General features: G+C 70.8%; 16 protein-coding genes and 1 CRISPR repeat array. Of the genes, 13 read left to right on the forward strand and 3 right to left on the reverse strand.

What is annotated here, in order from left to right; translation table 11 throughout:
* Positions 1–11: 11 nt before the first annotated feature.
* The 9 genes from adhP to GGQ63_RS12975 all read left to right on the forward strand — a co-directional run bounded on the left by adhP (position 12) and on the right by GGQ63_RS12975 (position 14,220).
* Positions 12–1,037, forward strand: coding sequence for an alcohol dehydrogenase AdhP (adhP, locus tag GGQ63_RS12935; RefSeq protein ID WP_183856480.1), 1,026 nt, complete (start codon positions 12–14; stop codon positions 1,035–1,037).
* 261 nt (positions 1,038–1,298) lie between these two features.
* Positions 1,299–3,611, forward strand: coding sequence for a CRISPR-associated endonuclease Cas3'' (locus GGQ63_RS12940; protein ID WP_183856482.1), 2,313 nt, complete (start codon positions 1,299–1,301; stop codon positions 3,609–3,611).
* A 70-nt stretch (positions 3,612–3,681) separates the two neighbouring features.
* Positions 3,682–4,359, forward strand: coding sequence for a type I-C CRISPR-associated protein Cas5c (gene cas5c / locus GGQ63_RS12945; RefSeq protein ID WP_183856484.1), 678 nt, complete (start codon positions 3,682–3,684; stop codon positions 4,357–4,359).
* Positions 4,356–6,188, forward strand: a complete 1,833-nt coding sequence (gene cas8c, locus GGQ63_RS12950; protein WP_183856486.1) for a type I-C CRISPR-associated protein Cas8c/Csd1 — start codon at positions 4,356–4,358, stop codon at positions 6,186–6,188. The genes cas5c and cas8c overlap by 4 nt, the downstream gene beginning before the upstream one ends.
* Positions 6,178–7,119, forward strand: coding sequence for a type I-C CRISPR-associated protein Cas7/Csd2 (gene cas7c, locus GGQ63_RS12955; RefSeq protein ID WP_183856488.1), 942 nt, complete (start codon positions 6,178–6,180; stop codon positions 7,117–7,119). The genes cas8c and cas7c overlap by 11 nt, the downstream gene beginning before the upstream one ends.
* A gap of 345 nt (positions 7,120–7,464) precedes the next feature.
* Positions 7,465–8,109 (forward strand): CRISPR-associated protein Cas4, encoded by a 645-nt coding sequence (cas4, locus tag GGQ63_RS12960; protein WP_183856489.1) that lies wholly within the window; start codon positions 7,465–7,467, stop codon positions 8,107–8,109.
* Positions 8,110–8,114: 5 nt separating this feature from the next.
* Entirely contained in the window at positions 8,115–9,155 is a 1,041-nt protein-coding gene (gene cas1c, locus GGQ63_RS12965) for a type I-C CRISPR-associated endonuclease Cas1c (RefSeq protein ID WP_183856492.1), read from the forward strand.
* 3 nt (positions 9,156–9,158) lie between these two features.
* A complete protein-coding gene (gene cas2 / locus GGQ63_RS12970; RefSeq protein WP_183856494.1) occupies positions 9,159–9,449 on the forward strand; it encodes a CRISPR-associated endonuclease Cas2 in 291 nt (96 codons plus the stop codon).
* A 198-nt stretch (positions 9,450–9,647) separates the two neighbouring features.
* A CRISPR array of direct repeats spans positions 9,648–13,188; the repeat unit is 32 nt; unit sequence GTCGCCCCTCACACAGGGGCGTGGATCGAAAC.
* Positions 13,189–13,581: 393 nt separating this feature from the next.
* The gene (locus GGQ63_RS12975) at positions 13,582–14,220 is read left to right on the forward strand and encodes a hypothetical protein (RefSeq protein ID WP_183856496.1); all 639 of its coding nucleotides are present in this window, start codon (positions 13,582–13,584) and stop codon (positions 14,218–14,220) included.
* Between the two features lie 78 nt (positions 14,221–14,298).
* Here GGQ63_RS12975 and eno read toward each other — a convergent pair whose 3' ends face one another.
* On the reverse strand, positions 14,299–15,585 hold the full coding sequence (eno, locus tag GGQ63_RS12980; RefSeq protein ID WP_183856498.1) for a phosphopyruvate hydratase: 1,287 nt from the start codon (positions 15,583–15,585) through the stop codon (positions 14,299–14,301).
* A complete protein-coding gene (locus GGQ63_RS12985; RefSeq protein WP_183856500.1) occupies positions 15,582–16,601 on the reverse strand; it encodes a phosphotransferase in 1,020 nt (339 codons plus the stop codon). Before GGQ63_RS12985 ends, eno begins: the two co-directional genes overlap by 4 nt.
* A gap of 265 nt (positions 16,602–16,866) precedes the next feature.
* Between GGQ63_RS12985 and cysS the strand changes: the two genes are divergently transcribed.
* From cysS to cimA, 4 genes are all read left to right on the forward strand, one after another.
* A complete protein-coding gene (gene cysS / locus GGQ63_RS12990) occupies positions 16,867–18,423 on the forward strand; it encodes a cysteine--tRNA ligase (RefSeq protein WP_183856502.1) in 1,557 nt (518 codons plus the stop codon).
* Positions 18,424–18,643: 220 nt separating this feature from the next.
* Entirely contained in the window at positions 18,644–19,033 is a 390-nt protein-coding gene (locus GGQ63_RS12995) for an endonuclease domain-containing protein (protein WP_183856504.1), read from the forward strand.
* On the forward strand, positions 19,030–19,557 hold the full coding sequence (locus tag GGQ63_RS13000; protein WP_183856506.1) for a GFA family protein: 528 nt from the start codon (positions 19,030–19,032) through the stop codon (positions 19,555–19,557). The genes GGQ63_RS12995 and GGQ63_RS13000 overlap by 4 nt, the downstream gene beginning before the upstream one ends.
* 3 nt (positions 19,558–19,560) lie before the next feature.
* Positions 19,561–21,162, forward strand: coding sequence for a citramalate synthase (cimA, locus tag GGQ63_RS13005; protein ID WP_183856508.1), 1,602 nt, complete (start codon positions 19,561–19,563; stop codon positions 21,160–21,162).
* Positions 21,163–21,173: 11 nt separating this feature from the next.
* Here cimA and GGQ63_RS13010 read toward each other — a convergent pair whose 3' ends face one another.
* Complete coding sequence (locus GGQ63_RS13010) at positions 21,174–25,943, reverse strand: NAD-glutamate dehydrogenase (protein WP_183856510.1); 4,770 nt, start codon at positions 25,941–25,943, stop codon at positions 21,174–21,176.
* Positions 25,944–26,058 lie beyond the last annotated feature (115 nt).

The raw sequence follows: 26,058 nt of genomic DNA on the forward strand, positions 1-26,058 counted from the left end.
CAGGAGCCGCCATGACCAACATGATGAAGGCCGCGGTCGTCCGCGCATTCGACAAGCCGCTCGTCATCGAAGAGCGCCCGGTGCCCGAGCCAGGCCCGAACCAGATCCTGGTGCGCATCGCCGCCACCGGCGTCTGCCACACCGATCTCCACGCCGCGCGCGGCGACTGGCCGGTGAAGCCCAATCCGCCCTTCGTCCCCGGTCATGAGGGTGTCGGCACGGTGGTCGCCGCCGGGCGCGAGGTCCGCCGCGTCAAGGAAGGCGACCGCGTCGGCATCCCCTGGCTGCACACCGCCTGCGGCTACTGCCCGCACTGCCGCACCGGTTGGGAGACGCTCTGCGCCGACCAGAAGAACAGCGGCTATTCGGTCGACGGCTCCTTCGCCGAATATGCCCTCGCCGACCCGAATTATGTCGGCCACCTGCCGGATTCGCTCGAATGGGGTCCGGCGGCCCCGGTGCTCTGCGCCGGCGTGACGGTCTATAAGGGCCTCAAGGAAACCGAGGTGAAGCCCGGCGAATGGGTGGTCGTCTCCGGCGTCGGCGGGCTCGGCCACATGGCCGTGCAGTATGCGAAGGCGATGGGCATGCATGTCGCCGCGGTCGACGTCCACGCCGACAAGCTCGCCCTCGCCCGCTCGCTCGGCGCCGAGATCGCCCTCGACGCACGCGAGACCGACGTCGTCGCCGAGCTGCAGAAGACGATCGGCGGCGCCCATGGCGCGCTCGTCACCGCCGTGTCGCCCAAGGCCTTCGAGCAGGCCTTCGGCATGCTGCGCTCGCACGGCACGATGGCACTGGTCGGCCTGCCGCCGGGCATGATGGCGCTGCCGATCTTCGACACGGTGCTGAAGCGGATCACCGTGCGCGGCTCGATCGTCGGCACCCGCCAGGATCTCGAGGAGGCGCTCGCCTTCGCCGCCGACGGCGCCGTCGCGCCGCACTTCTCGTGGGACACGCTCGAGAACATCAACGCCATCTTCGCACGGATGGAGGAGGGCAAGATCGACGGCCGCATCGTGCTGCGCATGCAATAGGCCCGCGATCGCTTCCCGCCGGCCGAACCCGCGGCGACAAGCGGACCGGCCGGCACCACCCTCCCGCTCCGGCCGCGCCGCGCGGCCCGAATGCCTTCGAACCGGAGAGTGCGCATCGGACAACTTCCGGCCGTCTCCCGGATCCCTTACACTTCCTCCCATCGAGAATCGGCGTCGGCGCGGGGAGGGGCGCGCCGGAGCCGCACCGGCACGGACGATCCGGGCCGGCGTCCCGCGAACCCCCGCCGTGGGGCCGCGCCCATGACGATCGTTTACGCCCATTCGCTGCCCGGCCGCCCGGTCGAGCATTGGGAGACGCTGCGCGCGCATGGCGAGGCCGTGGGCGACCTCGCCGCATCGTTCGGCGCGCCGTTCGGATGTTCGGAGATCCTGCGCCTCGCCGGGCGCCTGCACGATCTCGGCAAGGTCTCGCCGGAGTTCCAGGACTATATCGCGGGGCTCCGCATCTCTGGCGGCGATCATTCCTCCGCCGGGGCGCGGCTCGCGCTCGACCGCTATGGCGCCGTGCTCGGCGGCGTTCTCGCCGCGATCATCGCCGGGCATCATGCCGGCCTCGCCGATGGCGGCGACCTCACCCGGCGGATGGCTGCCTCGGCCGGGCGGGTCCCGGCGGACTGGGCGGCCCATATCGGCCCCTTGCCGGAGCCGGCCACCCTCATCCCGCGGCTGCGGCGGAAAGAGGGTCCGAAGCGCTTCGCGGAGAGCTTCCTCATCCGCATGCTGTTCTCCGCGCTCGTCGATGCCGACTTCATCGCCACCGAGCGCTTCTACGCCGCGCACGCCGGCGAGGCGGTCGAGCGCGGCGGCCATGCCGATCTCGCCCTGCTCGCCGACCGGCTCGCCGCCTTCATGGCGGCGAAGCGGTCCACCGCGCCGGAGACGCCGGTCAATGCGCACCGCGCCGCCATTCTCGATCACGCCGTCGCGAAGGCGGCGCTCGAACCGGGGCTCTTCAGCCTCACCGTGCCGACCGGCGGCGGCAAGACGCTCGCCTCGCTCTCCTTCGCGCTGCAACACGCCGTCCGCCACGGGCTCCGCCGCATCGTCTACGTCATTCCCTATACCTCGATCATCGAGCAGACGGCACAGGTGTTCCGCGAGGCGCTCGGCACGAAGGACGACATCCTCGAACACCATGCGAGCTTCGACTGGGAAGAAGCCGGCAGGACCCGCCCCGCCGATGACGAAGGGCGCGACGGCCTCGCCAAGCTGCAGCGGGCGGCGGAGAACTGGGACGTGCCGATCGTCGTCACCACGGCGGTGCAGTTCTTCGAGAGCCTCTTCGCGAACCGCACGTCGCGCTGCCGCAAGCTCCACAACATCGCCCAGAGCGTCGTCGTGCTCGACGAGGTGCAGACCCTGCCGCTGCCGCTCCTGATGCCGAGCCTCGCGGCGCTCGAGCAGCTCGCCTCGAGCTATCGTACCAGCGTCGTGCTCTGCACGGCGACGCAGCCGGCGCTCCGCCGCATCGACGACGCGCTGCGCGACGGAGCGGGCCGGCCGCTCGGCCTCGACCTGCCGGAGGAGCGCGAGCTGGCGCCCGATCCGCCGCGGCTCTACGCGGCGCTGCGGCGCGTGACGGTCGAGCGGCGGGCGGGGCCGACGAGCGATGCGGAGATCGCCGACCGCTTCGCCGAACAGGCGCAGATGCTCGCGATCGTCGACACGCGCCGGCACGCCCGCACCCTCTTCGAGGCGATCCGCGCGCTGCCCGGCGCCGTCCACCTCTCCACGCTGATGTGCGCCCGCCACCGCCGGATCGTGCTCGCCGAGCTCCGCAAGAGGCTGGAGGCCGGCGCGCCGGTGCGCCTCGTCGCCACCTCGCTCATCGAGGCGGGAGTCGACATCTCCTTTCCCGAGGTCTGGCGCGCCGCGGCCGGGATCGATTCGATCGCGCAAGCCGCCGGCCGGGCGAACCGCGAGGGGGAGCTGCGCGATGCCGAGGACCGGCCGCGGCTCGGCCGCGTCGTGGTGTTCGAGCCGGCCGAGGGTTCTCTGCAGCAGGAGACCAGGCGGCGCTGGCAGGCGGCGCAGCCCGCCTTCCGCAGCCATGCCGATCCGCTCGGCCACGATGCGGTGAAGGCCTATTTCACCGAGCTCTACTGGCAGATATCCGGCATGCCCAGCGCATTCGATACGGCGAAGGTCGGCGATTATCCGGGCATCCTCGCCGCGATCGCCGAGAGCGGCGCCGAGCCGCCCTTCCGCTCGGTCGCCGAAGCCTTCCGCATGATCGACGAGGAAGGCAACGAGCCGGTCGTCGTGCCCTGGCGCGCCAGCCCGGACGACCGCGACGCCGAAACGCTGATCGCACGCATCGCCGGCATGGAACGGCCGCGCACCGCCGATCTGCGGCGGCTGCAGTCCTATGTCGTGCCGGTCCCGAGGCGGGCGCGCGACGAATGGCTGGCGCGCCACGTGCTCGTCCCCGTCCACGCCGCGCTCGGCGACGCGCTGCTGCGCTTCCGCGACGACGCGCTCTACCGGCAGGAGACCGGGCTCGACGTCGAAGCGCCGACCTATCGCGGGGCGGCGGACAACGTTTTCCCGTGACCGATGCCCCCTCGCACTTGTCCAACCCGAACCCTCTCCCTTAAGTTGTTCGTCGGGGAGGCGAGTCGCGATGACGTATGGGGTGCGTCTGCACGTCTGGGGCGAACGGGCCTGTTTCACTCGGCCTGAAATGAAGGTGGAGCGCGTCTCCTACGACGTGATGACCCCTTCCGCGGCGCGCGGCATCGTCGAGGCGATCCACTGGAAGCCGGCGATCCGCTGGGTGATCGACCGCATCCATGTCCTGAAGCCGATCCGGTTCCAGTCCTTCCGGCGCAACGAGGTCGGCGCGCGGGCGAGTACGGCGAACGCCGCGAAGGCGATGCGCGCCGGCACGACGGCCGGGCTCGGCCTCGTCGCCGAGGACAACCGGCAGCAGCGCGCGACGCTTTTCCTCACCGATGTCGCCTATGTGATCGAGGCGCATTTCGAGATGACCGGGCGGGCCGGTCCGGAGGACAACGAGGCCAAGCATCTCGCCATGTTCAACCGCCGCGCCGCGGCCGGCCAGTGCTTCCACCGGCCCTCGCTCGGCACGCGCGAATGCATCGCCGATTTCGCGCTCCTCGCGCCCGGCGCGGCGCTGCCGGCGAGCGAACTGCCGCAGGACCAACGCAATCGCGATCTCGGCTGGATGCTCCACGACATCGACTTCGCCGACGGCGCGACCTCGCGCTTCTTCCACGCCCGGCTGACCGACGGCGTGCTCGACGTCAGGGCCTGCCTCGCCGGAGGCACGGTGTCGTGACGGTCCTCGAGGCGCTCGACCGCTATTACCACCGGATGGCGGCGCGGGGCGACGTCACGCCGCCGGGCTGGTCCGTGGAGCCGGTCGGCGTGGTCATCGTCCTCGGCCTCGACGGCAGCATCGTCGACGTGTTCGAGCGCCTCGACGAGAAGGGCAAGCGCGGCCTGCCGATGCGCGTCCCGAAATGGTTCAGCCGGCAGGGCCAGGGCTCTACGCCCTTCCTCTTCTGGGACAACACCGCCTATGCCCTCGGTGTCAGCACCAAGGACCCGGGCAAGACCCAGCGCGACCACGAGGCCTTCAAGGCGCTGCATCGTCGCGTCTTGACCGGCCGAACAGACCCGGCGCTCGTCGCCCTGAACCGGTTCCTCGAACAGTGGACCCCCGACCAGTTCGTCGCCCCGCGCTTCAGCGAGAAGATGATGGCCTACAACGTGGCCTTTCAGCTGGAGGGCACGGACCGACAGCTCATTCACCAGCGGCCGGCCGCGATCGCCCTGTGCGACGAGTTGAGGGCGGAGACGGCCGCGACGGTTACCGCCTTCTGTCTGGTGTCGGGGCGTCGGCTGCCGGTGGCCCGTCTTCATCCTTCGGTCAAGGGCGTCAACGGCGCGCAATCTTCCGGAGCCGCGCTCGTCTCGTTCAATCTCGAGGCCTTCACCTCCTATGGCAAGACGCAGGGCGACAACGCGCCGACCTCCGAGGCCGCCGCCTTCCGCTATGGCGCCGCCCTCAACGGCCTGCTGGAGCGGGCGAGCCGCAACCGGCTCGCGCACGGCATCGGCGACGCGACGGTGGTGTTCTGGGCGGATACATCGGCCGCGACCGACGAGGCGTCGGCGCGGGCGGCCGAGCTGTTCTTCGCCGCCGTCGTGGAGCCGCCCGACGAGGCCGAGGAGGCGAAGAAGATCCGCGACCAGCTCGCCGCCGTTGCGCAAGGCCGCGGCCTCGCCTCGCTCGACGCCCGGCTCGACCCGGACACCCGCTTCCACGTGCTCGGCCTCGCGCCCAATGCGGCGCGGCTGTCGGTGCGCTTCTGGCTGACGGATACGTTCGGCGCCTTCGTCGAACGGCTCGCCGCGCATCACCGCGATCTGGCGATCGAGCCGAGCCCCTGGGGCGAGCGGCCGCCCTCGATCGGCCGGCTGCTCGTCAAGACGACGGCGATGCAGGAGAAATACGAGAACATCCCGCCGCTCCTCGCCGGCGAGGTCGCCCGCGCCGTGCTCGCCGGCACGCGCTATCCGCGCGCCCTGCTCGCCGCGGCGATCATGCGGCTGCGGGCCGGCGACGACGCCGCGACCGGCTGGCACGCCGCCGCGATCAAGGCGGTGCTCGCCCGCGACGCGCGGCGGCCCCGCAAAGAGCGAAATGAGCACGATGAACCGCAAAGCCCGCAAGACGCCAAGGAGAAGCCGCCCGTGAGTCTCCACAGGGAGAATGCCGACCCCGCCTATCAGCTCGGCCGCCTGTTCGCCGCCTTCGAAACGGCGCAGCGCATGGCGCTCGGCAAGGTCAACGCCACCATCCGCGACCGCTATTTCGGCGCCGCCTCGGCGACCCCGGCGACGGTGTTCCCGCTCCTGATGCGGGGCGTGCAGAACCATCTCGGCAAGCTGCGCAAGGAGCGCAAGGGCGCCTGGCTCGAACGCGAGATCGAGGAGATCACCGACCGGCTCGACGACCACCTGCCGCGCGCGCTGTCGCTCGAAAAGCAGGGCCGCTTCGTGCTCGGCTATTACCACCAGCGCAAGGGCCAGTTCGTCGGCCGCGAGGCCGAGGCGGAGCTCGCGACGACCGATGCAGAGGACGACGACCATGACGCCTGAAGGGAACGGCCTCGCGCAGCGGCACGAATTCGTGCTCTATTTCGACGTGGCGAACGGCAATCCGAACGGCGACCCCGACGCCGGCAACATGCCCCGCCTCGATCCCGAGACCAACAAGGGCCTCGTCTCCGACGTCGCGCTGAAGCGCAAGATCCGCAACTATGTCGCCCTCGCCCGGCCCGACACGCCGGGCCACGAGATCTATATGCGCGACGGCGCGACGCTCAATCTCGAGCACAAGCGCGCCTGGGCGGCCGTGCTGCCCGACGTCTCGAAGACCGACGAGTTCAAGAAGCTGCCGAAGGACGAGGCGAAGGCGCGCGCGCTGACCGCCTGGATGTGCGCCAATTTCTGGGACATCCGCAGCTTCGGCGCGGTGATGACGACGGGCGTCAATGCCGGCCAGGTGCGCGGCCCGGTGCAGATCGGCTTCGCCCGCTCGATCGACCCGATCCTGCCGCTCGAAATCTCGATCACCCGCCTCGCCGCGACGACCGAGGCCGACGCCGACGCGAAGGGCGGCCGCACCATGGGCCGCAAGCACATCGTGCCCTATGGCCTCTACCGCGCGCACGGCTTCGTCTCCGCCCCGCTCGCCTCCCATCCGACGAAGGGCACCGGCTTCTCGCAGGCCGATCTCGATCTGCTCTTCGAGGCGCTCGCCAACATGTTCGAGCACGACCGCTCGGCGGCGCGCGGCGAGATGGCGACGCGCAAGCTCGTCATCTTCCGCCACGCCTGCGCGCTCGGCAACGCCAAGGCGAACGAGCTGTTCGACCGTGTCGAGACCTGGCGGCTCTTCCGCGGCGAGCGCCACCGCCCCGGCGACGAGCGCCTCGACAACGCCCCGCCGCCGCGGAGCTTCGCCGATTACGCGATCACCGTCGACCGCGACGGCCTGCCCGAGGGCATCGAGGTGGTCGAGAGGTAGGGCATGCCGATCGTCTACAAGATAACCTATCCTAACGGAAAAATATACGTCGGAATGGACCTGACGGATAGTATAAACTATTTCGGAAGCGCGAATGATCAGCTCATCGCTCGCGATTTTACAACGGAACAAAGACGATCGTTCACCGTTACGAGGGATACTCTCCGGGAGGCCGTGTCTGCGTCGCGGACCGAGTGCATTGCGGTAGAGAACCGGTTCATACGCGAACTGCGCTCAAACGACCCAACGATCGGTTACAATCGCATACCACGTTACAATCCGGGTGAGACGCCGCTCGCGACCTTTGATCCGACGACCCGGCCGGCCGAGACGATGACCTGACCCATGCCCGCCTCCCCGATCGATGCGGCGACGGAGGAGGCGCTGGTCCCGCTCTCGGCGCTGCAGCATTATCTCTTCTGTCCGCGGCAATGCGCGCTCATCCATGTCGAGCAGCTCTGGGCCGAGGATGCGGCGACGATGGAAGGGCGGCTGCTGCACGAGAAGGCGGATGCGGGCCGGCCGGAGACGCGGCCGCGCCTGCGCATCGCGCGCGGCCTCGCGCTGCGCTCGGTGGCGCTCGGCGTCGCCGGCAAGGCCGATGTCGTCGAGTTCCACGGCCCGGCGCCGGGCACGCCCTTTCCGGTCGAATACAAGCGCGGCAAGCCGAAGGCCCACCGCGCCGACGAGGTGCAGCTCTGCGCTCAGGCGATCTGCCTCGAGGAGGCGTTCGGCGTCGCGGTCCCCGAGGGCGCGCTGTTCTACGGCGAGACCCGCCGCCGGCTCGGCGTGCCCTTCGACGCGGCGCTGCGCGCGCTGACGGCCGAGGTGGCCGTCGCCACCCGCGCCCTGATCGCCGCCGCCGCAACGCCGCCGCCGGTCTACGGGCCGGGCTGCCGGCGATGCTCGCTCGAAGCGCTCTGTCGGCCCGCACGGCTCGAAAGGCCACCCGCCGTGGCGCGCTGGCTCGCCGCGCAGATCGGAGCGTGACCCCGATGCGGCGCATGCTCAACACGATCTATGTGACGGGCGAGGACGCCTGGCTGCGCAAGGACGGCGCCAATCTCGTGGTCGAGGTCGACGGGACGGAACGCGGCCGCGTGCCGCTCCACATGCTCGAGGGGGTCGTCAGCTTCGGCCGGCCCGGGGCCTCGCCGGCCCTTCTCGCCGCCTGCGCCGAGGCGGGCATCACCATCTCGCATCTCGATCCGAACGGGCGGTTTCTCGCTCGCGTCGAAGGCCCGCGCAGCGGCAATGTCGTGTTGCGCCGGGCGCAGTTCCGCGCCGCCGACGACGCCGGGCGCGCGGTGCCGATCGTGCGCGGCATCGTCGCCGCCAAGGTGGCGAACCAGCGCACGGTGATCCGCCGCGCGCTGCGCGATCACGGCGACGGCCTGGCGGAGGAGGCCCGGCAGGCGCTCGAGACGGCCGAGCGCCGGCTGACCGATGTCGCCCGCCGCAGCCTCGCCGCGCCCGCTGTGGCGCTGCTGCGGGGCATCGAGGGCGAGGCGGCGCAGGTCTATTTCGGCGTGTTCGGCCATTTGCTGCGCAGCGACGATCCCGCCTTCGCCTTTGGCGGCCGCTCCCGCCGGCCGCCGCTCGACCGGGTGAACGCGCTGCTCTCCTTCTTCTACGCGATGCTCGGCCATGACTGCCGCTCGGCGCTCGAGGCGCACGGCCTCGACCCGCAGGTCGGCTTCCTGCACGCCGACCGGCCCGGCCGCGCCGGCCTCGCGCTCGACCTGATGGAAGAGCTCCGCCCCGTCCTCGCCGACCGGCTGGCGCTCAGCCTCGTCAACCGCCGCCAGTTGGCCGCGGACGATTTCATTCTCGAAGAGGCCGGCGGCGTGCGGCTGACCGACGACGCCCGCAAGCGCGTTCTCGTCGCCTGGCAGGAGCGCAAGCGCGACGAGCTCACCCATCCCTTTCTCGGCGAACCGATGCCGCTCGGGCTCGTCGCCCATGCGCAGGCGCAGCTCCTCGCCCGCCATCTGCGCGGCGATCTCGACGGCTATCCGGGCTTCGTGTGGAAATGACGCATGCTGATGCTCGTCGCCTATGACGTCCGCACCGAGACCGCCGCCGGCCGCCGGCGTCTGCGCCGCGTCGCGCGCGCCTGCCTCGATTACGGCCAGCGGGTGCAGAATTCCGTGTTCGAATGCGAGGTCGATCCGGCGCAATGGGCGGCGCTGCGCGCCCGGCTGATCGCCGAGATCGACGCGGCGGCCGACAGTCTGCGCTTCTACCGGCTCGGCGCGGAGGGCAGGCGCCGCGTCGAGCACATCGGCGCCGAGCCGACGCTCGATCTCGACGGCCCGCTCGTCTTCTGAACGTGCGAACCGCAAGGGGCGGCGCGAACCACGAGCGCACACGATCCGCCCGAGCGGTTCGCGCGGCCTCCAACCCCTTGCCGCGCCTCGCCCTCTCTCGCCGTCGGGCGCCGCCCGCCCCGCCCGCGGGCGCCGGCCGGCCGGGTTCGCGCATCCCGTGCGATTTCTCTTTCCCGGGCAGCATGTTACGAAGAAGGGGTCGCCCCTCACACAGGGGCGTGGATCGAAACAGGTCGCCCGCTACAAAGGAAGCGACCTGCTCATGTCGCCCCTCACACAGGGGCGTGGATCGAAACGATCGCCTCCAGGTCGCACCCCGACATCAGCCGAAGTCGCCCCTCACACAGGGGCGTGGATCGAAACATTGCCGACCTGCCACCCAAGTGCTCCCAAAGGGTCGCCCCTCACACAGGGGCGTGGATCGAAACGATCCAAGGATGATCTTCGCCGCGGCGGATGCCGGGTCGCCCCTCACACAGGGGCGTGGATCGAAACGGGGGATTGCTCTCGCGGACGAGAACGCCCCTCGGTCGCCCCTCACACAGGGGCGTGGATCGAAACATCTCATCAGCCTCTGCACCGGAGGCGGAGGGCTGTCGCCCCTCACACAGGGGCGTGGATCGAAACACTGACGTGCCGCCCTCCGAACTGCGGAGCGAGGAGTCGCCCCTCACACAGGGGCGTGGATCGAAACCAAGCGCGGCCGCATCCGCCGCGGCGGGTGGTCGTCGCCCCTCACACAGGGGCGTGGATCGAAACTGCGCCATCTCCTGATAGATGCGGATGCCCTGCCGTCGCCCCTCACACAGGGGCGTGGATCGAAACCCGAACCCACGGCCGGCCAGGATCAGCCATATCGTCGCCCCTCACACAGGGGCGTGGATCGAAACATCGTGGCCAGGAAGACGCCTCGCAGGACCGCGGTCGCCCCTCACACAGGGGCGTGGATCGAAACGATCCACCGCCCGGCGAGAAGAGGGGCGGCCCCTGTCGCCCCTCACACAGGGGCGTGGATCGAAACCATTTCGGCGTGTCGCGTGGCGCGCTGACCGGAGGTCGCCCCTCACACAGGGGCGTGGATCGAAACAGGGTCCGGACCGAACTGGCGCCGGTCGACACGTGGTCGCCCCTCACACAGGGGCGTGGATCGAAACCTCGCCCGGCCGATCGTGTCGCAGACCGAGGCCGACGTCGCCCCTCACACAGGGGCGTGGATCGAAACTCCCGCGTCCCGCCTCGGGTCAGAGCGATATCGGTCGCCCCTCACACAGGGGCGTGGATCGAAACTCGACTTCCCGCATGCGCAGGCGCGTGACCACCTGTCGCCCCTCACACAGGGGCGTGGATCGAAACACGGTGAAGAACAAGGACCAGGCCGACGCGGTCGGGTCGCCCCTCACACAGGGGCGTGGATCGAAACTGCGCCGGTGGCGCGCCGCGATCGTCGCCGCTGATGTCGCCCCTCACACAGGGGCGTGGATCGAAACACCGGATTTGTCGCCCTTCCCGCGCCGGCGTCAAGTCGCCCCTCACACAGGGGCGTGGATCGAAACCTCGATCCGGGGTGCCGCTGGCTGATCCACTATGGTCGCCCCTCACACAGGGGCGTGGATCGAAACGCGATGCAGGCCGAGGCCGAGGTGATCGCTGCCGGGTCGCCCCTCACACAGGGGCGTGGATCGAAACTATACATCAGGGCAGCATGGCCGAGGCGGGCAAGGTCGCCCCTCACACAGGGGCGTGGATCGAAACTGCCCCTATAAGAGCAACGCGGAATGGCGATGGCTGTCGCCCCTCACACAGGGGCGTGGATCGAAACTTAGGGGGGTGTGGGGGGACCTCTTATTGGGGGAGTCGCCCCTCACACAGGGGCGTGGATCGAAACTCTTGCGAAGGCGATTTGCCATGTCTGTTGCTGCGTCGCCCCTCACACAGGGGCGTGGATCGAAACTGGCAGCTCAAGATCCAGGTCGCATAGACGGTCGAGTCGCCCCTCACACAGGGGCGTGGATCGAAACCGTAAAGGATTCGATCAACCGCGCCCGAGAGAAGGTCGCCCCTCACACAGGGGCGTGGATCGAAACAATTCGCCGGACGAGTTGACGTCGGCCGCATCGGTCGCCCCTCACACAGGGGCGTGGATCGAAACATCGACAAGCACCAGCGCAACGCGGCCTTCCCGTCGCCCCTCACACAGGGGCGTGGATCGAAACACCAAGGTGCTGCCGCCGGAGTCGAAGAACGGCTGGTCGCCCCTCACACAGGGGCGTGGATCGAAACACGGCAGGCATAATAACGCCGCCGATCACAGCGCGTCGCCCCTCACACAGGGGCGTGGATCGAAACGATCGCCGACAAGTACAGCCTGATTGCCGCCGCCGTCGCCCCTCACACAGGGGCGTGGATCGAAACGTGCAGCCAGACACCATACCGACGTAATGCCATTGGTCGCCCCTCACACAGGGGCGTGGATCGAAACTGAGGTCGAAAAGGCGTTTCTGCTGGAAGAACGTGGTCGCCCCTCACACAGGGGCGTGGATCGAAACCTCTACGCGACGCGGGTGCGGCCCTCGGATACGGGTCGCCCCTCACACAGGGGCGTGGATCGAAACGCGGCGTCGGCGAGCACCTTGCGCTGGTCCTCGGGGTCGCCCCTCACACAGGGGCGTGGATCGAAACCATGGCGCGGTATCCGCGGTATCGGCGAGCAGGTGTCGCCCCTCACACAGGGGCGTGGATCGAAACTCGTGAGCACGCTACGTGCACTACGAGTGCACTAGTCGCCCCTCACACAGGGGCGTGGATCGAAACGGTATGACGGCGCTGCCTACGAAAGCTGGAAAGCGTCGCCCCTCACACAGGGGCGTGGATCGAAACCGCGGCGTCGCATTGGGCGTGGACGACATCCGATGTCGCCCCTCACACAGGGGCGTGGATCGAAACATGCCGCGCGGGAGCGGGATGGCATTGCGCTCGCGTCGCCCCTCACACAGGGGCGTGGATCGAAACCGTTCCGGGCGTTCGCGGGAGGAAGCGGCCGGCGTGTCGCCCCTCACACAGGGGCGTGGATCGAAACGACGGCCGAGCCTGGCGTGGCCTCGTGGATGGCCGTCGCCCCTCACACAGGGGCGTGGATCGAAACACACAGCACAATCTCGCGCGCTGCGGCGACAGCGGTCGCCCCTCACACAGGGGCGTGGATCGAAACTTCCCGGATCAGGCCAATCTCCGCATGATGGCGCGGTCGCCCCTCACACAGGGGCGTGGATCGAAACGACATAGACGCGGTGCGGCGGCAGATGCGCGATGGGTCGCCCCTCACACAGGGGCGTGGATCGAAACCGCGGGCGCCCTGTCGTGTGGGCCGCGGACGCGGCCGTCGCCCCTCACACAGGGGCGTGGATCGAAACTCGTCCGCGCCGGGAATCGCGCGGCTGACCGTGGTCGCCCCTCACACAGGGGCGTGGATCGAAACACGGCGGAAGAGGTCGGTGACTCGCAGGAGGGCGTCGCCCCTCACACAGGGGCGTGGATCGAAACGCGAGCCGGCCCGTGGCGCGGGCCGGCACCTTTGTCGCCCCTCACACAGGGGCGTGGATCGAAACTGGTAGCCGCGCGGGCGCTTGCCCGCCCACGCGGTGTCGCCCCTCACACAGGGGCGTGGATCGAAACACGGTCGGCGCGACCTCCTGAAGCGTCCCGAACCGTCGCCCCTCACACAGGGGCGTGGATCGAAACAGCTCTGCCACGGGCACCGGGTCGAAATGCTCCTGTCGCCCCTCACGACGCTGGCGGCGATCGAGGGGCGTGGATCGAAACCAGAAGGCGGCCTGACCATGTCGAACGCTGTTGGTCGCCCCTCACACAGGGGCGTGGATCGAAACCCGGCCTGGTCGGCCGCGGCGAATGCCTGCGATTGGTCGCCCCTCACACAGGGGCGTGGATCGAAACAGCCTCGATGCGGTGATCGCCGGGCTATCAGGCGTCGCCCCTCGCACAGGGGCGTGGATCGAGCGGGGGATGAAGTCCCGATCGCCGTCGAGCCGTCCCCCGGCCCGGTCGACACGGCGGAAACGGGTGGCGGCGGCGGGTGGATTCGGTAGGGTTTGGGCGGGAAAAGGGGGAGAAGACGATGCCGCTGCAGAACCGGGTGACGCCCGATGGCGTTCTCATCGCCGATCCCGCCCGCGGCCTCCTGATGGGCAATCGCGGCATCCTGCACGACGACACGCGGCGGCTCGGCGCCGCGCTCTGGCGTCACACGAACTGGGTCGCCTGCCGGCTCGCCTTCAAGGACCGGCGGCGCCCGGTGATGGCGCCGGGCCGCTACACCGAACTGTTCTTCCTCGACGAGGCGGTGGCCTTCGCCGCCGGCCACCGGCCCTGCGCCGAATGCCGGCGCGACGACTATCGCCGCTTCACCGCGGCCTTCCGCGAAGGCACGGGGCTGCGACCGGACAATGCCGCCGCGCTCGACCGCGTGCTGCACGCCGCCCGCGTCGTGCCGCGGCGCCGGATGCAGAGGACGCACGAAGCGCGGCTCGCCGATCTCCCCGACGGCGTGTTCCTGCGGCGCGCGCCGGAGGGGCCGCCGCTGCTCCTCACGGCCGGCCGGCTCCACCCTTACGCGCCCGCCGGCTATGGCGCCGCGCTGCCGGCCCCGCGCGAGGACGGCCTCGTCACGGTGCTCACCCCGGCGCCGGTGGTGGCGGCGCTCGCCGCCGGCTACCGGCCGCTCCTCCATCCGAGCCTCGGCGCGGCGGGCGGATAGCGCCCCGTCCCGCGGGGGGCGATCGCGCCGGCCCGCGGGGGCGACGCGCGGCGCTCCCGCCGCGGCGCCTGCGCGAAACTAAGGCCGGAAGCCGAGCGCGGCGCGGCCGGCGAAGGAGGCCGCGCTGCCGAGCGCCTCCTCGATGCGCAGCATCTCGTTCCATTTCGCCATCCGCTCCGAGCGCGAGAAGGAGCCGACCTTGAACTGGCCGGCATCCCAGCCGACGGCGAGATGGGCGATCGTCACGTCCTCGGTCTCGCCCGAACGGGCGGAGACGATGGTGCCGAAACCGGCCGCCTTGCCGGCGTCGAGCGCCGCCTTCGTCTCGGTCACCGTGCCGGCCTGGTTGGGCTTCAGGAGCACCGCGGTCGCCGCGCCGGCCGCCGCGGCGTCGGCGACACGGGCGGCGTTGGTGACGAGGAAATCGTCGCCGATCACCTGGCAGCGGCCGCCATAGCGGGCGGTGAAGGCGGCGAAGCCGGCGGCATCGTCCTCGGCGACGGGATCCTCGACCGAGAGGATCGGATAGGCCTCGATCCAGCCGCCGACCAGGTCGATCATGCCGGCCGTATCGAGCGCGCGGTCGTCGAGCGCCAGCCGGTAGGCGCCGCCGCGGCCGAATTCGGAGGCCGCGATGTCGAGCGAGATGGCGACCTCGTCCGGCGCCCGGAAGCCGGCATCGGCGATCGCCGCAACGAGCGCCTCGAGCGCCGCCTCGTTGCTCGCGAAGGCCGGCCAGAAGCCGCCCTCGTCGGCGACGCCCTGCAGCGTGCCGGCCTGCTTCATGGCGAGACCGGCGGCGCGGTAGATCTCGGCCGTCCAGTCGAGCGCCTCGCCGAACGAGCCGGCGCCGGGGCACATCACCATGAAGTCCTGCACGTCGACGCGCCGTGCGGCATGGGCGCCGCCGCCGAAGATCTGGATTTCGGGCAGCGGCACGCGGACCGGCCGGTCGCCGGCGAGATGCCGCCAGAGCGGCTGGCCGGCGGCGGCGGCCGCGGCGTGCAGCACCGCCATCGAGGTGGCGACGATCGCATTGCCGCCGAGCCGGGCCTTGTTCGCCGTGCCGTCGACGACGATCATCCGCTCGTCGACCGTCTGCTGATCGGCGGCGTCGAGCCAGCGGATCGCCGCGGCGATCTCGCCCGAGACCGCCGCGACCGCGCCCGTGACGTCGAGCCCGCCAAAGGCGGCGCCGCCATCGCGCCGGTCGACCGCCTCGCCCGAGCCGGTCGAGGCACCGGCCGGCGCGATCGCCCGGCCGAGCGCGCCGCCGGCGAGCCGCACCTCGGCCTCGACCGTCGGCCGGCCGCGCGAATCCCAGACGCGCCGCCCGCGGACGCTCTCGATCCTCGTATCGCTCACCCGGAAAGCTCCTCTGACCATTCCTGCCGGATCGTCGACAGCCGCAGCGGCGGCGCCGCGATCATCGGCAGCGCGGTGCGCCGCACGCGCGCCTTGTCCGCCTCCTCCGTCACATATTCGACCGGCGATTTGCCGTCGACGCGGGCGAGGAAGAGGCCGGGCAGGAGGCGCGCCGCCCGCATCTCGAGCGCGTCGCGCGCCTCGTGCCGGATCGCCGCCAGATAGCTCTCGGCGAGCGCGTCGAAGGAGACGAGATAGCCGTCGCGCGCCGCAGGGTTCCACAGGCATTTGAGCAGCAGATGGTTGAGGCAGAAGGCGAGATCGAAGGCCGGATCGCCGTACCAGGCGCATTCGGCGTCGAGGAGCACCGGCCCCTTCGGCCCGCAGAGGATGTTCTTCGGGCTGACATCGCCATGGACGAGCGCGGCGTGGCGGGCGAGCGTCTCGGCCGACAGCGTGCGCAGCAGCGGCGCGACGGAAGGGTGCGCCTCGGCCGCCGCCTCGAGATAGGGCTCGAGCCGGATGGCATGGAACACCGCGTCGTTCGCAAAGCGCGCCGCGACGTCGGCACGGCCCGCGGTGGCGTCGTGCACGGCGGCGATCGTCCGCCCGACGATCGCGGCGAAGGCGGGATCGGCGCGGCCGACGCGCAGCTCCGCCTTCCAGACCGGATGGCTCTGCGGATCGAGGAAATCCATCGCGAAGGCGTTCGCCTGCGGCGCGACCGCGAGCACGCGCGGCACGGCGTCGGGCACCACCCGGGCGGCCTCTTCGAGCCAGGCGACCTCGCTGCCGCTCCTCGACACCGGCGCCTCCCAGGTCCGCGCGACGCGGAGCCGCCCGAGCGCCCGCTTGACCGCGAAGGTGCGGCCGTCCGCCGTCACCCGCCAGATGTCGGAGGCGACGCCGCCGGTGAGCGGCGCGGCGTCGATCGCCGTCCCGGCCGATGCGAGGCCGGCCTCGACGAGCCAGCGCGCGAGCGCGGGGTCGAGCCCGCCGGAGAGCGGCTCTTCCATCTCCTCACCTCCCTCCGCCTTCTTCCGGGCGACCGCCTCCGTTCTAGCCTTTCGCGCGCGTTCGTCCACCCCTCGCTCGCCTTGACCGGCGCACCGAAATCGGCCATGAGCATCGGCCATGACGGCACGTTCGATCTCTATTTTCTGCGGGATCATCATTACCGGCTAGCGCAAGCTGGCTGCGGCCGTTCCCTCTCGCCCATCCCGAAGAGACGAACGCCCCGGCCGGCGGCGATCGATCTGTCACGGGCTCGCGAGACGAAGAATGGCGCTCCGCCTCTACAATACCCTCTCGAAGGCGAAGGACGACTTCGCTCCGATCGATCCGGAAAACGTCCGCATGTATGTCTGCGGGCCGACCGTCTATGATTTCGCCCATATCGGCAATGCGCGGCCGGTCATCGTCTTCGACGTACTGTTCCGGCTGCTGCGCCATCTCTATGGCGCCGAGCACGTCACCTATGTGCGCAACATCACGGATGTCGACGACAAGATCAACGCGCGCGCCGCGCGGGATTATCCCGGGCTGGACCTCAACGCGGCGATCCGCAAGGTGACGGAGACGACCGAGCGGCAGTTCCACGAGGATGTCGACGCGCTCGGCTGCCTGCGGCCGAGCGTCGAGCCGCGCGCCACCGAGTACATCGCCGAGATGGTCGAGATGATCGACCGGCTGGTGGCGCGGGGCGTCGCCTATGTTGCGGAGGATCACGTCCTCTTCTCGGTTGCGGCGATGAACGCCCGGCCCGGCCCGCGCTATGGCGCGCTCGCCCGCCGCTCGCTCGACGAGATGCTCGCCGGCGCCCGCGTCGACGTCGCGCCCTACAAGCGCGACGCGATGGATTTCGTCCTCTGGAAGCCCTCGAAGCCGGGCGAGCCGTCCTGGACCTCGCCGGCCGGCATCGCAACGCCGGGCCGGCCCGGCTGGCACATCGAGTGCTCGGCGATGTCGATGGCGAAGCTGCTCGCGCCCTATGGCGGCGGTCTCGCCTGCGACGACCCGCAGAAGAACGTCTTCGACATCCACGCCGGCGGCATCGACCTCGTCTTCCCGCACCACGAGAACGAGATCGCCCAGTCCTGCTGCGCGCTCGGCACCGACCGCATGGCGAACATCTGGATGCACAACGGCTTCCTGCAGGTCGAGGGCGAGAAGATGTCGAAGAGCCTCGGCAATTTCGTCACGATCCGGGAGGCGCTCGGCGGCCTCGGCGGCTGGCCATGGCCCGGCGCCATCGTCCGCTTCAACATGCTGAAGACGCAGTATCGCCAGCCGATCGACTGGACGGCGAAGAATTTGCAGGAATCCGCCGAGGAGCTGTTCGGCTGGTCGCGCCTGCTGCGCACCGCCGTCCCCTCCCGGCCGTCCGAGGGCTTTGTGGCGGCCCTCGAGGACGATCTCAACACGCCGGAGGCGCTCGCGGAGCTGCGCCGCCTCGCCCGTCTCGTCGGCGAGGGCGGCGACGGGGCGCTGGCCGCCGGCGATGAGCTGGCGGCCTCGCTGGTCCTGTTCGGCTTCGAGGCATTCGTCGGACAGGCGACGGCCGGCGCCGCGGACTATCGCCGCGGCCTGCGCGACGCCGTGGAACAGGCCTGGGCGGACGCCGACCGGCAGGACCGCGACCGCGCCGCTGCGGCGGCGGGGATCGATCCGGCGACGGTCGAATCCCTCCTCGCCGCCCGCATCGAGGCTCGCCGCGCAAAAAACTTCGCCGAATCCGACCGCATCCGCGACGAGCTGGCGGCGATGGGCATCGTGCTCAAGGACGGCAAGGACGAGGCGACCGGTGCGCCGGTGACGACCTGGGAGGTGAAGCGGTGACGACGCTTCTCCGACAGAAGACGGCTCGGCTGCACGCCCCCCTCTCCAACTCTCCCCCACAAGGGGGGAGAGAGCTTGGGGGGAGAGAGCTTGGCCGCTCCCGTCTCGATCGCCGCGCCTCCGTGCCGCGCCACCTGCCCCCTCCCCCCTTGTGGGGGAGGGCTGGGGAGGGGGGCGGCCGGGCGCAACCGTCCGGAGCAGCACCACGACCGGATGAATCATGCCCCATCGCGTGACCGGCGATCGCCAACGCGTGGCGGCGAAGCGCCTGCGCTCCGAGATGACCGATGCGGAGCGGGCGGTCTGGAACCTCGTGCGCGCTCACCGGCTGAACGGCCTCGGCTTTCGGCGGCAAGTTCCGATCGGCAGCTATGTGGTCGACTTCTGTTGCCATGAGGCGAGGCTGGTGCTCGAGATCGACGGCAGCCAGCACGCCGAGGACGAGGCCGTGCGGGACGCGGTGCGGACGCGGTCGCTCGAAGAAGAAGGCTACCGCGTGATCCGCTTCTGGAACGCGGATGTGCTCCGAAACATCGGGGGTGTCGCCGAAACGATCCTTGCGATGGCGCCGCCGCGTACGACTGCACCGGACGGAGCGGAGGCCCCATGACCGCGCCCGTCCTCACCGGCGGCTGCCAATGCGGCGCGGTGCGCTTTCGCGTCACCGGCGCATTGCCGCCGCCCTCGATCTGCCATTGCCGCATGTGCCAGAAGCAGTTCGGCGCGTTCTACGGCCCCTTCGTCAATGTGACCATGGCCGAACTCGTCTGGACACGCGGCGCGCGCAAGCGCTTTCAGTCTTCCAATATCGGCCATCGCGGCTTTTGCGGCGATTGCGGCACGCCGCTCACCTATGAGGTGCCGGGCGAGATCGCGCTCGCCATTGGGGCGTTCGATACGCCGGCGGTGCTGAAGCCCGCCATCCAGTTCGCCGTAGAGGCGAAGCTCCCCTTCGTCGACGCGCTCGGCGGCCTGCCCGCGCGCACCGGCGCCGAGGACGAAGCGCTCCACCCGGTGCTCCGGACGATCGTCTCCTATCAGCACCCCGATCACGACACGGCCGCATGGCCCGACGAGCGACCGGCCTCGGTGTCGGACTCGAGAACGGAAGACCCCCGGAAAGGGCGGATGTGAGCGATGCCCAAGGAACGTCTCTATCTCTTCGACACGACGCTGCGCGACGGGGCGCAGACGCCGGGAATCGATTTCTCGCTCGAGGACAAGGCGGCGATCGCCCGCATGCTCGATGCGCTCGGCATCGATTATGTCGAGGGCGGCTATCCCGGCGCCAATCCGAGCGATACCGCCTTCTTCACCGAGAAGCGGACCCGCAAGGCCGTCTTCACCGCCTTCGGCATGACGAAACGGATCGGCGTCTCGGCCTCGAACGATCCCGGCCTCGCCGCGCTCTTCGCGGCGAAGGCGGATGCGATCTGCTTCGTCGCCAAGAGCTGGGACTATCAGGTCGCGGTGGCGCTCGGGGCGACCAATGCCGACAATCTCGAGGCGATCCGCGCCTCGGTCGAAGCGGCCTCGGCCGCCGGCCGCGAGGTGCTCGTCGATTGCGAGCATTTCTTCGACGGCTACAAGGCCAATCCCGACTATGCGCTCGCCTGCGCCCGCACGGCTCACGAGGCCGGGGCGCGCTGGGTGGTGCTGTGCGACACCAATGGCGGCACACAGCCCGCCGAGATCGAGGCGATCGTCGCCGCGGTGACCGCCCATGTTCCCGGCGACCGTCTCGGCATCCACGCCCATAACGACACCGAGCAGGCGGTCGCCAATTCGCTCGCCGCGGTGCGGGCGGGCGTGCGCCAGATCCAGGGCACGCTGAACGGCATCGGCGAGCGCTGCGGCAACGCCAATCTCGTCTCGCTGATCCCCACCCTGCTCCTGAAGCCCGTCTATGCCGACCGCTTCGAGACGGGCGTCACCGCCGAGGCGCTCGAAGGCCTTTCCGCCCTGTCGCGCCGCTTCGACGAGATGCTCAACCGCGCGCCCAACCGGCAGGCGCCCTATGTCGGCGAGTCCGCCTTCGCGACCAAAGCGGGCATCCACGCCTCGGCGCTCGTCAAGGACCCGAAGACCTATGAGCACGTGCCCCCGGAGAGCGTCGGAAACCGCCGCCGCGTGCTCGTCTCCGATCAGGCCGGCAAGTCGAACCTGATGTCCGAGCTCAGCCGGATGGGCATCGCCGTCGACCGCGCCGATCCGCGGCTCGACCGGCTGCTCGCCGAGGTGAAGGAGCGCGAGGCGGCCGGCTATGCCTATGAGGCGGCCGACGCCTCGCTCGAACTGCTCGCCCGCCGCACGCTCGGCGCGGTGCCGGATTTCTTCACGGTCGAGAGCTTCCACGTCTCCGTCGAGCGGCGCTTCAACGCCGTCGGCAAGCTGATCAGCGTCTCCGAGGCGGTGGTGAAGCTGTGGGTCGGCGGCGAGCGGCTGTTGACCGTCGCCGAGGGCAACGGTCCGGTCAACGCGCTCGACCGGGCGCTCCGGAAGGATCTCGGCGTCTATCAGGACGCCATCCGAGACCTCGAACTCGCCGATTACAAGGTGCGCATCCTGAATGGCGGCACCGAGGCGGTCACCCGCGTGCTGATCGAGAGCCGGGACGGCGACGGCGAGACCTGGTCGACCATCGGCGTCTCGGAAAACGTCGTCGACGCCTCCTTCGAGGCGCTGATGGATTCGCTCGTCTTCAAGCTCCTGAAGAGCGGCTGCGTCCCGGCGGAATGACCGCCGGGCCCTCACCCTTCGAGCAAATCCGACACGAGACCCGCGGCAACGACGATCCGCGCCACGGTCGGCGCCTCGGCGAGGATTCCGTCGAGCCGTTTGGCGATCCGTGCGGCGCGTTCCGCACGGGCCGCCCACCAGACGCCGAGCGGATCGTCCTCGGAGCCGCCCGCGCCGGCGCGGATCACCTCGAGCGCCAGCCGGCGGTGGACGCGCGACAGCGTTTCGAGCGCGCGGTCGATCGCGGCCGCCTCGTCCGGATCACGCGGGCCGAGCCTATGGGCCGCGCGGGCCAGCCGGTCGAGGGCGAAGCGTTCGGCGAGCGCGGCGTGAACGCGGGCGGCTTCCGCGACCGGAACGTCGCCCTGGCGGGCGATCGTCTCGATCTCGGGCAGGGCGGCGAGCCGCGGCAGCAGCGCGAAGCGGCGGGCGAGCGCCGGCGGAAGCCCGGCGGCGGCGAGCGCCTCGGCATCGGCGGCGGCTTCCGGGTCGAGCGGCGCCTCGCCGGCGAGCGCATCGCGCGCCCCGGCGAGCGCGCCGGCATCGAGCCCCGCCGCGGCGGCGAGGCCACCCTGCCGCAGCAGGCGGCCGAGCGCGTCGGTGAGCACGTCCTGCACCCGGGCGTAGAGGGTCACCTGCAGCGTGCCGGGGATGCGGCCGTCGAGCCCGTCGAGGGCGTCGTCGAGCGCATCGAGCCCGAGCGCGCCGCGCACGATCAGGAACCCGCGGGCGATCTCGGCCGGTGCCGTGCCGGTCCGTTCGGCGACGCGGGTGACGAGGGTCGGACCGCCCCGGTTGACGATCTCATTGGCGAGAACCGTCGAGACGATCTCGCGCCGCAGCCGGTGACCGGCGATCTCGTCCGCGAAGCGTTCCCGCATCTCGGCCGGGAAATAGCCGGCGAGCATCGGCGCGAGCGCCGGCTCGTCCGGCAGGCCGGAGGCGACGAGGTCGGAGAACAGCGCGATCTTGGCAAAGGCGAGCAGCACGCCGAGCTCGGGCCGGGTGAGGCCGCGGCCGGCAGCGGCGCGGGCGGCGAGCCGCGCATCGTCGGCGAGCGATTCGACCGCCCGGTCGAGCAGGCCGCGGGCTTCGAGATCGGCCATCAGCGCCGTCTCGAAGCGCAGCTCCGCCGGTCCGCGTCGCTCGGCGAGCGACAGCGCGAGCGTCTGGCGGTAGTTGTTGGCGAGCACCAGCGCCGCCACTGACTCCGTCATCGCGGCGAGCAGGGCGTTGCGCGCCGGCCGGTCGAGCCGTCCCGCCCGCTCGGCGGCGGCGAGCGCGATCTTGACGTTCACCTCGAGGTCGGAGGTGTTGACGCCGGCCGAATTGTCGATCGCGTCGGAGTTCACCCGGCCGCCGGCGAGGGCATATTCGATGCGGCCCTTCTGCGTCATGCCGAGATTGGCGCCCTCGCCGACCACCCGCGCGCCGATCTCCGCGCCGGTGATGCGCAGCGCGTCGTTCGCCTTGTCGCCCACCTGCGCGTCGGTCTCGTCGGCGGCGCGGACATAGGTGCCGATGCCGCCGAAGAAGAGGAGATCGACCTTCGCCTTCAGGATCGCCCGGATCAGCGCCGCCGGAGCGAGCCGTTCCTCGGCGATGCCGAGCGCGGCGCGCGCCTCCGGCGACAGGACGATCGCCTTCTCCCTGCGGGAGAACACGCCGCCGCCCTTCGAGATCAGCGCCCGGTCGTAATCCTGCCAGGAGGAGCGGGGGAGCGCAAAGAGGCGCCGCCGCTCGGCGAAGCTCGCCGCCGGGTCGGGATCGGGGTCGATGAAGATGTCGCGGTGATCGAACGCGGCGACGAGCCGCGTCGTCCGCTCGCGCAGCAGGCCGTTGCCGAACACGTCGCCCGACATGTCGCCGACGCCGACCGCGGTGAAGGGAGCCGTGCCGATGTCGACGTCCAGCTCGCGGAAATGGCGCTTCACCGCCTCCCAGGCGCCGCGGGCGGTGATGCCCATCGCCTTGTGGTCATAGCCGGCCGAGCCGCCCGAGGCGAAGGCGTCGCCGAGCCAGAAGCCGCGCGCCTCGGCGAGGGCGTTCGCCGTGTCGGAGAAGGTCGCCGTGCCCTTGTCGGCGGCGACGACGAGATAGGGGTCGTCGCCGTCCGCCCGTTCGACCGCATCGGGCGGCACGATCGCATCGCCCTCGATATCGTCGGTGAGGTCGAGCAGCGTCGCGATGAAGAGCTTGTAGGCCGCCTTGCCCTCGGCCGCGATGGCGTCACGGTCGGTGGCGGGCAGCTTCTTCGGCACGAAGCCGCCCTTCGCGCCGACCGGCACGATGACGGCGTTCTTCACCTGCTGCGCCTTGACGAGGCCGAGGATCTCGGTGCGGAAATCCTGCGGCCGGTCGGACCAGCGTATGCCGCCGCGCGCCACCGGGCCGAAGCGCAGATGCAGGCCCTCGACGCGCGGACCGGAGAGGAAGATCTCGCGATGGGGCCGCGGCGCCGGCACGCCCTCGATGCGCCGGGGATCGAGTTTGAAGGCGATCACCGGCGGCGCCGCGCCCGCGGCATCGCGGCGGAAGAAATTGGTGCGCACGATGCCGTCGACGACCGACAGCACGCGGCGCAGGATCGTATCCTCGTCGAGGCTCGCCACCTGGTCGAGCGCGGCGATGATCGCCGCACGGGCCGCGTCCGCCGCGGCCGGATCGGCGGCGCCGGGCGCGAAACGGGCGGTGACGCACTCGACGAGCCGCCGGGCGATGCCGGCATGGCGCACCAGCGTCGCGGCGATGTAATCGGGCGCATAGGCGATGCCGATCTGGCGCAGGTAGCGCACGAGCGTGCGCAGCAGCGCGACGGCGCGCCAGTCGAGCCCGGCCGCGACGACGAGCCCGTCGAGCCCGTCGCTCTCCGTCTCTCCGGCGACCACGGCGCGAAACGCCTCCTCGAGCAGCCGGTCGGTGTCGCCGCCGCCCGCCCGGCCGAGCGCCGGCTCGAGCGTCATGTCGTGCACGACGACCGGCGCACCGCCCTCGACCGTCGCCACCTCGTAGGAGTTCTCGTCGATGACGCGGAAGCCGAAATTCTCGAGCAGCGGCACCCGCAGCGACAGGGTCAACGGACCGCCGAAATGCATCAGCCGCAACAGGATGGCGGCGTCGTCGCGACCGGGGCTCTGGGTGAAGTCGACCGCGACCGGCCGGGCCGGACCGAGGCTCTCGAGCACGGCGACATCGTCGGCCGCGGTTTCCGGCCCGTGCCGGTCGCGATAGGCGGCCGAGAAGGCGCGGCTGTAGCGCGCGGCGAGCCGGCGCGCCTCGGCGGCCGGGTGGCGCCGCGACAGCGCCTCGGTGAGGCCGTCGATCCAGCCGAGCGACAGCGCGCCGACGAGCTCCTCGAGGCGGGCTCGGGAGGGCTCCGGCGCCGGCGGGCCGGAGCGTTCGACGACGACATGCAGCCGGGTCAGGCTGCCCTCCGGCTCGCTCGTCCGCAGGGAACCGACCGTGCCCGCATAGGCGGCGGCGAGATGGGTGGCGATCTTGTCGCCGAGCGCCGCGTCGTAGCGTTCGCGCGGCAGGAAGACGAGGATGGAGACGAAGCGGTCGAAGCGGTCGCGTCGGGCGAGTACGCGGATGCGCGGCCGCTCGCCGAGCTCGCGCACCAGCGAGGCCTGCTCGAACAGCGTCTCCTCGTCGATCTGGAACAGCTCGTCACGCGGCCAGGATTCGAGCACGTCGACGAGCGCCTTGCCGGAATGGCTCGACGGGGCGAAGCCGGAGCGGGCGACGATGCGGTCGATCTTGCGCGCGACGAGCGGAATGGTGCGCGCCGAGCGCGTATAGGCGGTCGAGGCGAGCAGGCCGACGATGCGCAATTCGCCGACGAGGCGGCCCGCGGCGTCGTAGCGCTTCACGCCGACATAATCCATCGGCACCCGCCGGTGGATGCGCGAGACGATGTTCGATTTGGTGATGACGAGCGGGTCCGGCTCGAGCAGGAAGGCGCGGATCTCCGGCGTCGTCGTCACATAGCGGTCGCCGCGGCTCAGCACCCGCGTCTCCTCGACGGAGAGGATGCCGAGGGCGCCGGTCGCGGCGCGACGCATCGCGGTGCCGTCGAAATCATAGGACCGCATGCCGAGGAAGACGAAATTGTCGGCCGCCAGCCATTCGAGGAGGGCGATCGATTCGCGCACCCGCTCGGCGGCGATCGTCGTTTCGGGCAGGCCGCGCAGACTGTCGATCGCCGCATCGAGCGCGGCGAGCATCGGCTTCCAGTCCTCGACCGCGCGGCGCACCTCGCCGAGCCCGTCCTCGAGCGCGGCCACGAGCCGCCCCGCGGCGGCCGGCTCGACGCGGCCGATCTCGATATGGATCAGGCTCTCGCGGACCGCATCCGGCGCGCCCTCGGCGTCGAGGTCGAGGAGTTCGCCCTCCGCCGTGCGGCGGACGTGGAGAATGGGATGGGCGACGAGGCGCACATCGCTCGTCGCCGCGGCGATCTCGCCCATCACCGAATCGAGCAGGAAGGGCATGTCGTCGTTGACGATCTCGATCACCGTCCGGTCGGCGAGCGCGGCGCCGGCGGGATCGGCCACCCGGACCGCAGGACGCCCGGGCGGGCGGCGGGCGAGATGGGCGTAGGTCGCCGCCGCGATGCGCCCGAGCGCGGCGGCCGGCAGGTCGGCGAGATCCTCGCGGGCCACGCCCGCGAACAGCCGCCGGGCGAAGCCGGCCGGCACGGCGGCGGCGACCGAAGCGGCCTCGATCGCCGCGAGCGGGTCGTCGCTTGCGCCCTCGATCACCGGCTCATATTGCGCCATGGTCTCAACCTCCCGGGTCTCCGCCGTTCTGCGCCGGCGGGCTTTCGCGAGGCTAGCGGTCGAGCGTGACGAGCCCAAGGCATGGCGCGCGGCAGGGCGACCCCGCCGCGCGGCG

This window comes from Prosthecomicrobium pneumaticum, assembly GCF_014199915.1.
Taxonomy (GTDB): domain Bacteria; phylum Pseudomonadota; class Alphaproteobacteria; order Rhizobiales; family Kaistiaceae; genus Prosthecomicrobium; species Prosthecomicrobium pneumaticum.

What these genes read in the sequence shown, in the direction of transcription:
- cas5c (WP_183856484.1), top strand. Translation starts at nt 3,682, where the DNA reads ATGACGTATGGGGTGCGTCTGCACGTCTGGGGCGAACGGGCCTGTTTC.
- cas2 (WP_183856494.1), top strand. Translation starts at nt 9,159, where the DNA reads ATGCTGATGCTCGTCGCCTATGACGTCCGCACCGAGACCGCCGCCGGC.
- GGQ63_RS12985 (WP_183856500.1), bottom strand. Translation starts at nt 16,601, where the DNA reads ATGGAAGAGCCGCTCTCCGGCGGGCTCGACCCCGCGCTCGCGCGCTGG.
- cas1c (WP_183856492.1), top strand. Translation starts at nt 8,115, where the DNA reads ATGCGGCGCATGCTCAACACGATCTATGTGACGGGCGAGGACGCCTGG.
- GGQ63_RS12995 (WP_183856504.1), top strand. Translation starts at nt 18,644, where the DNA reads ATGCCCCATCGCGTGACCGGCGATCGCCAACGCGTGGCGGCGAAGCGC.
- GGQ63_RS13000 (WP_183856506.1), top strand. Translation starts at nt 19,030, where the DNA reads ATGACCGCGCCCGTCCTCACCGGCGGCTGCCAATGCGGCGCGGTGCGC.
- GGQ63_RS12940 (WP_183856482.1), top strand. Translation starts at nt 1,299, where the DNA reads ATGACGATCGTTTACGCCCATTCGCTGCCCGGCCGCCCGGTCGAGCAT.
- GGQ63_RS13010 (WP_183856510.1), bottom strand. Translation starts at nt 25,943, where the DNA reads ATGGCGCAATATGAGCCGGTGATCGAGGGCGCAAGCGACGACCCGCTC.
- cysS (WP_183856502.1), top strand. Translation starts at nt 16,867, where the DNA reads ATGGCGCTCCGCCTCTACAATACCCTCTCGAAGGCGAAGGACGACTTC.
- cas7c (WP_183856488.1), top strand. Translation starts at nt 6,178, where the DNA reads ATGACGCCTGAAGGGAACGGCCTCGCGCAGCGGCACGAATTCGTGCTC.
- adhP (WP_183856480.1), top strand. Translation starts at nt 12, where the DNA reads ATGACCAACATGATGAAGGCCGCGGTCGTCCGCGCATTCGACAAGCCG.
- cas4 (WP_183856489.1), top strand. Translation starts at nt 7,465, where the DNA reads ATGCCCGCCTCCCCGATCGATGCGGCGACGGAGGAGGCGCTGGTCCCG.
- cimA (WP_183856508.1), top strand. Translation starts at nt 19,561, where the DNA reads ATGCCCAAGGAACGTCTCTATCTCTTCGACACGACGCTGCGCGACGGG.
- GGQ63_RS12975 (WP_183856496.1), top strand. Translation starts at nt 13,582, where the DNA reads ATGCCGCTGCAGAACCGGGTGACGCCCGATGGCGTTCTCATCGCCGAT.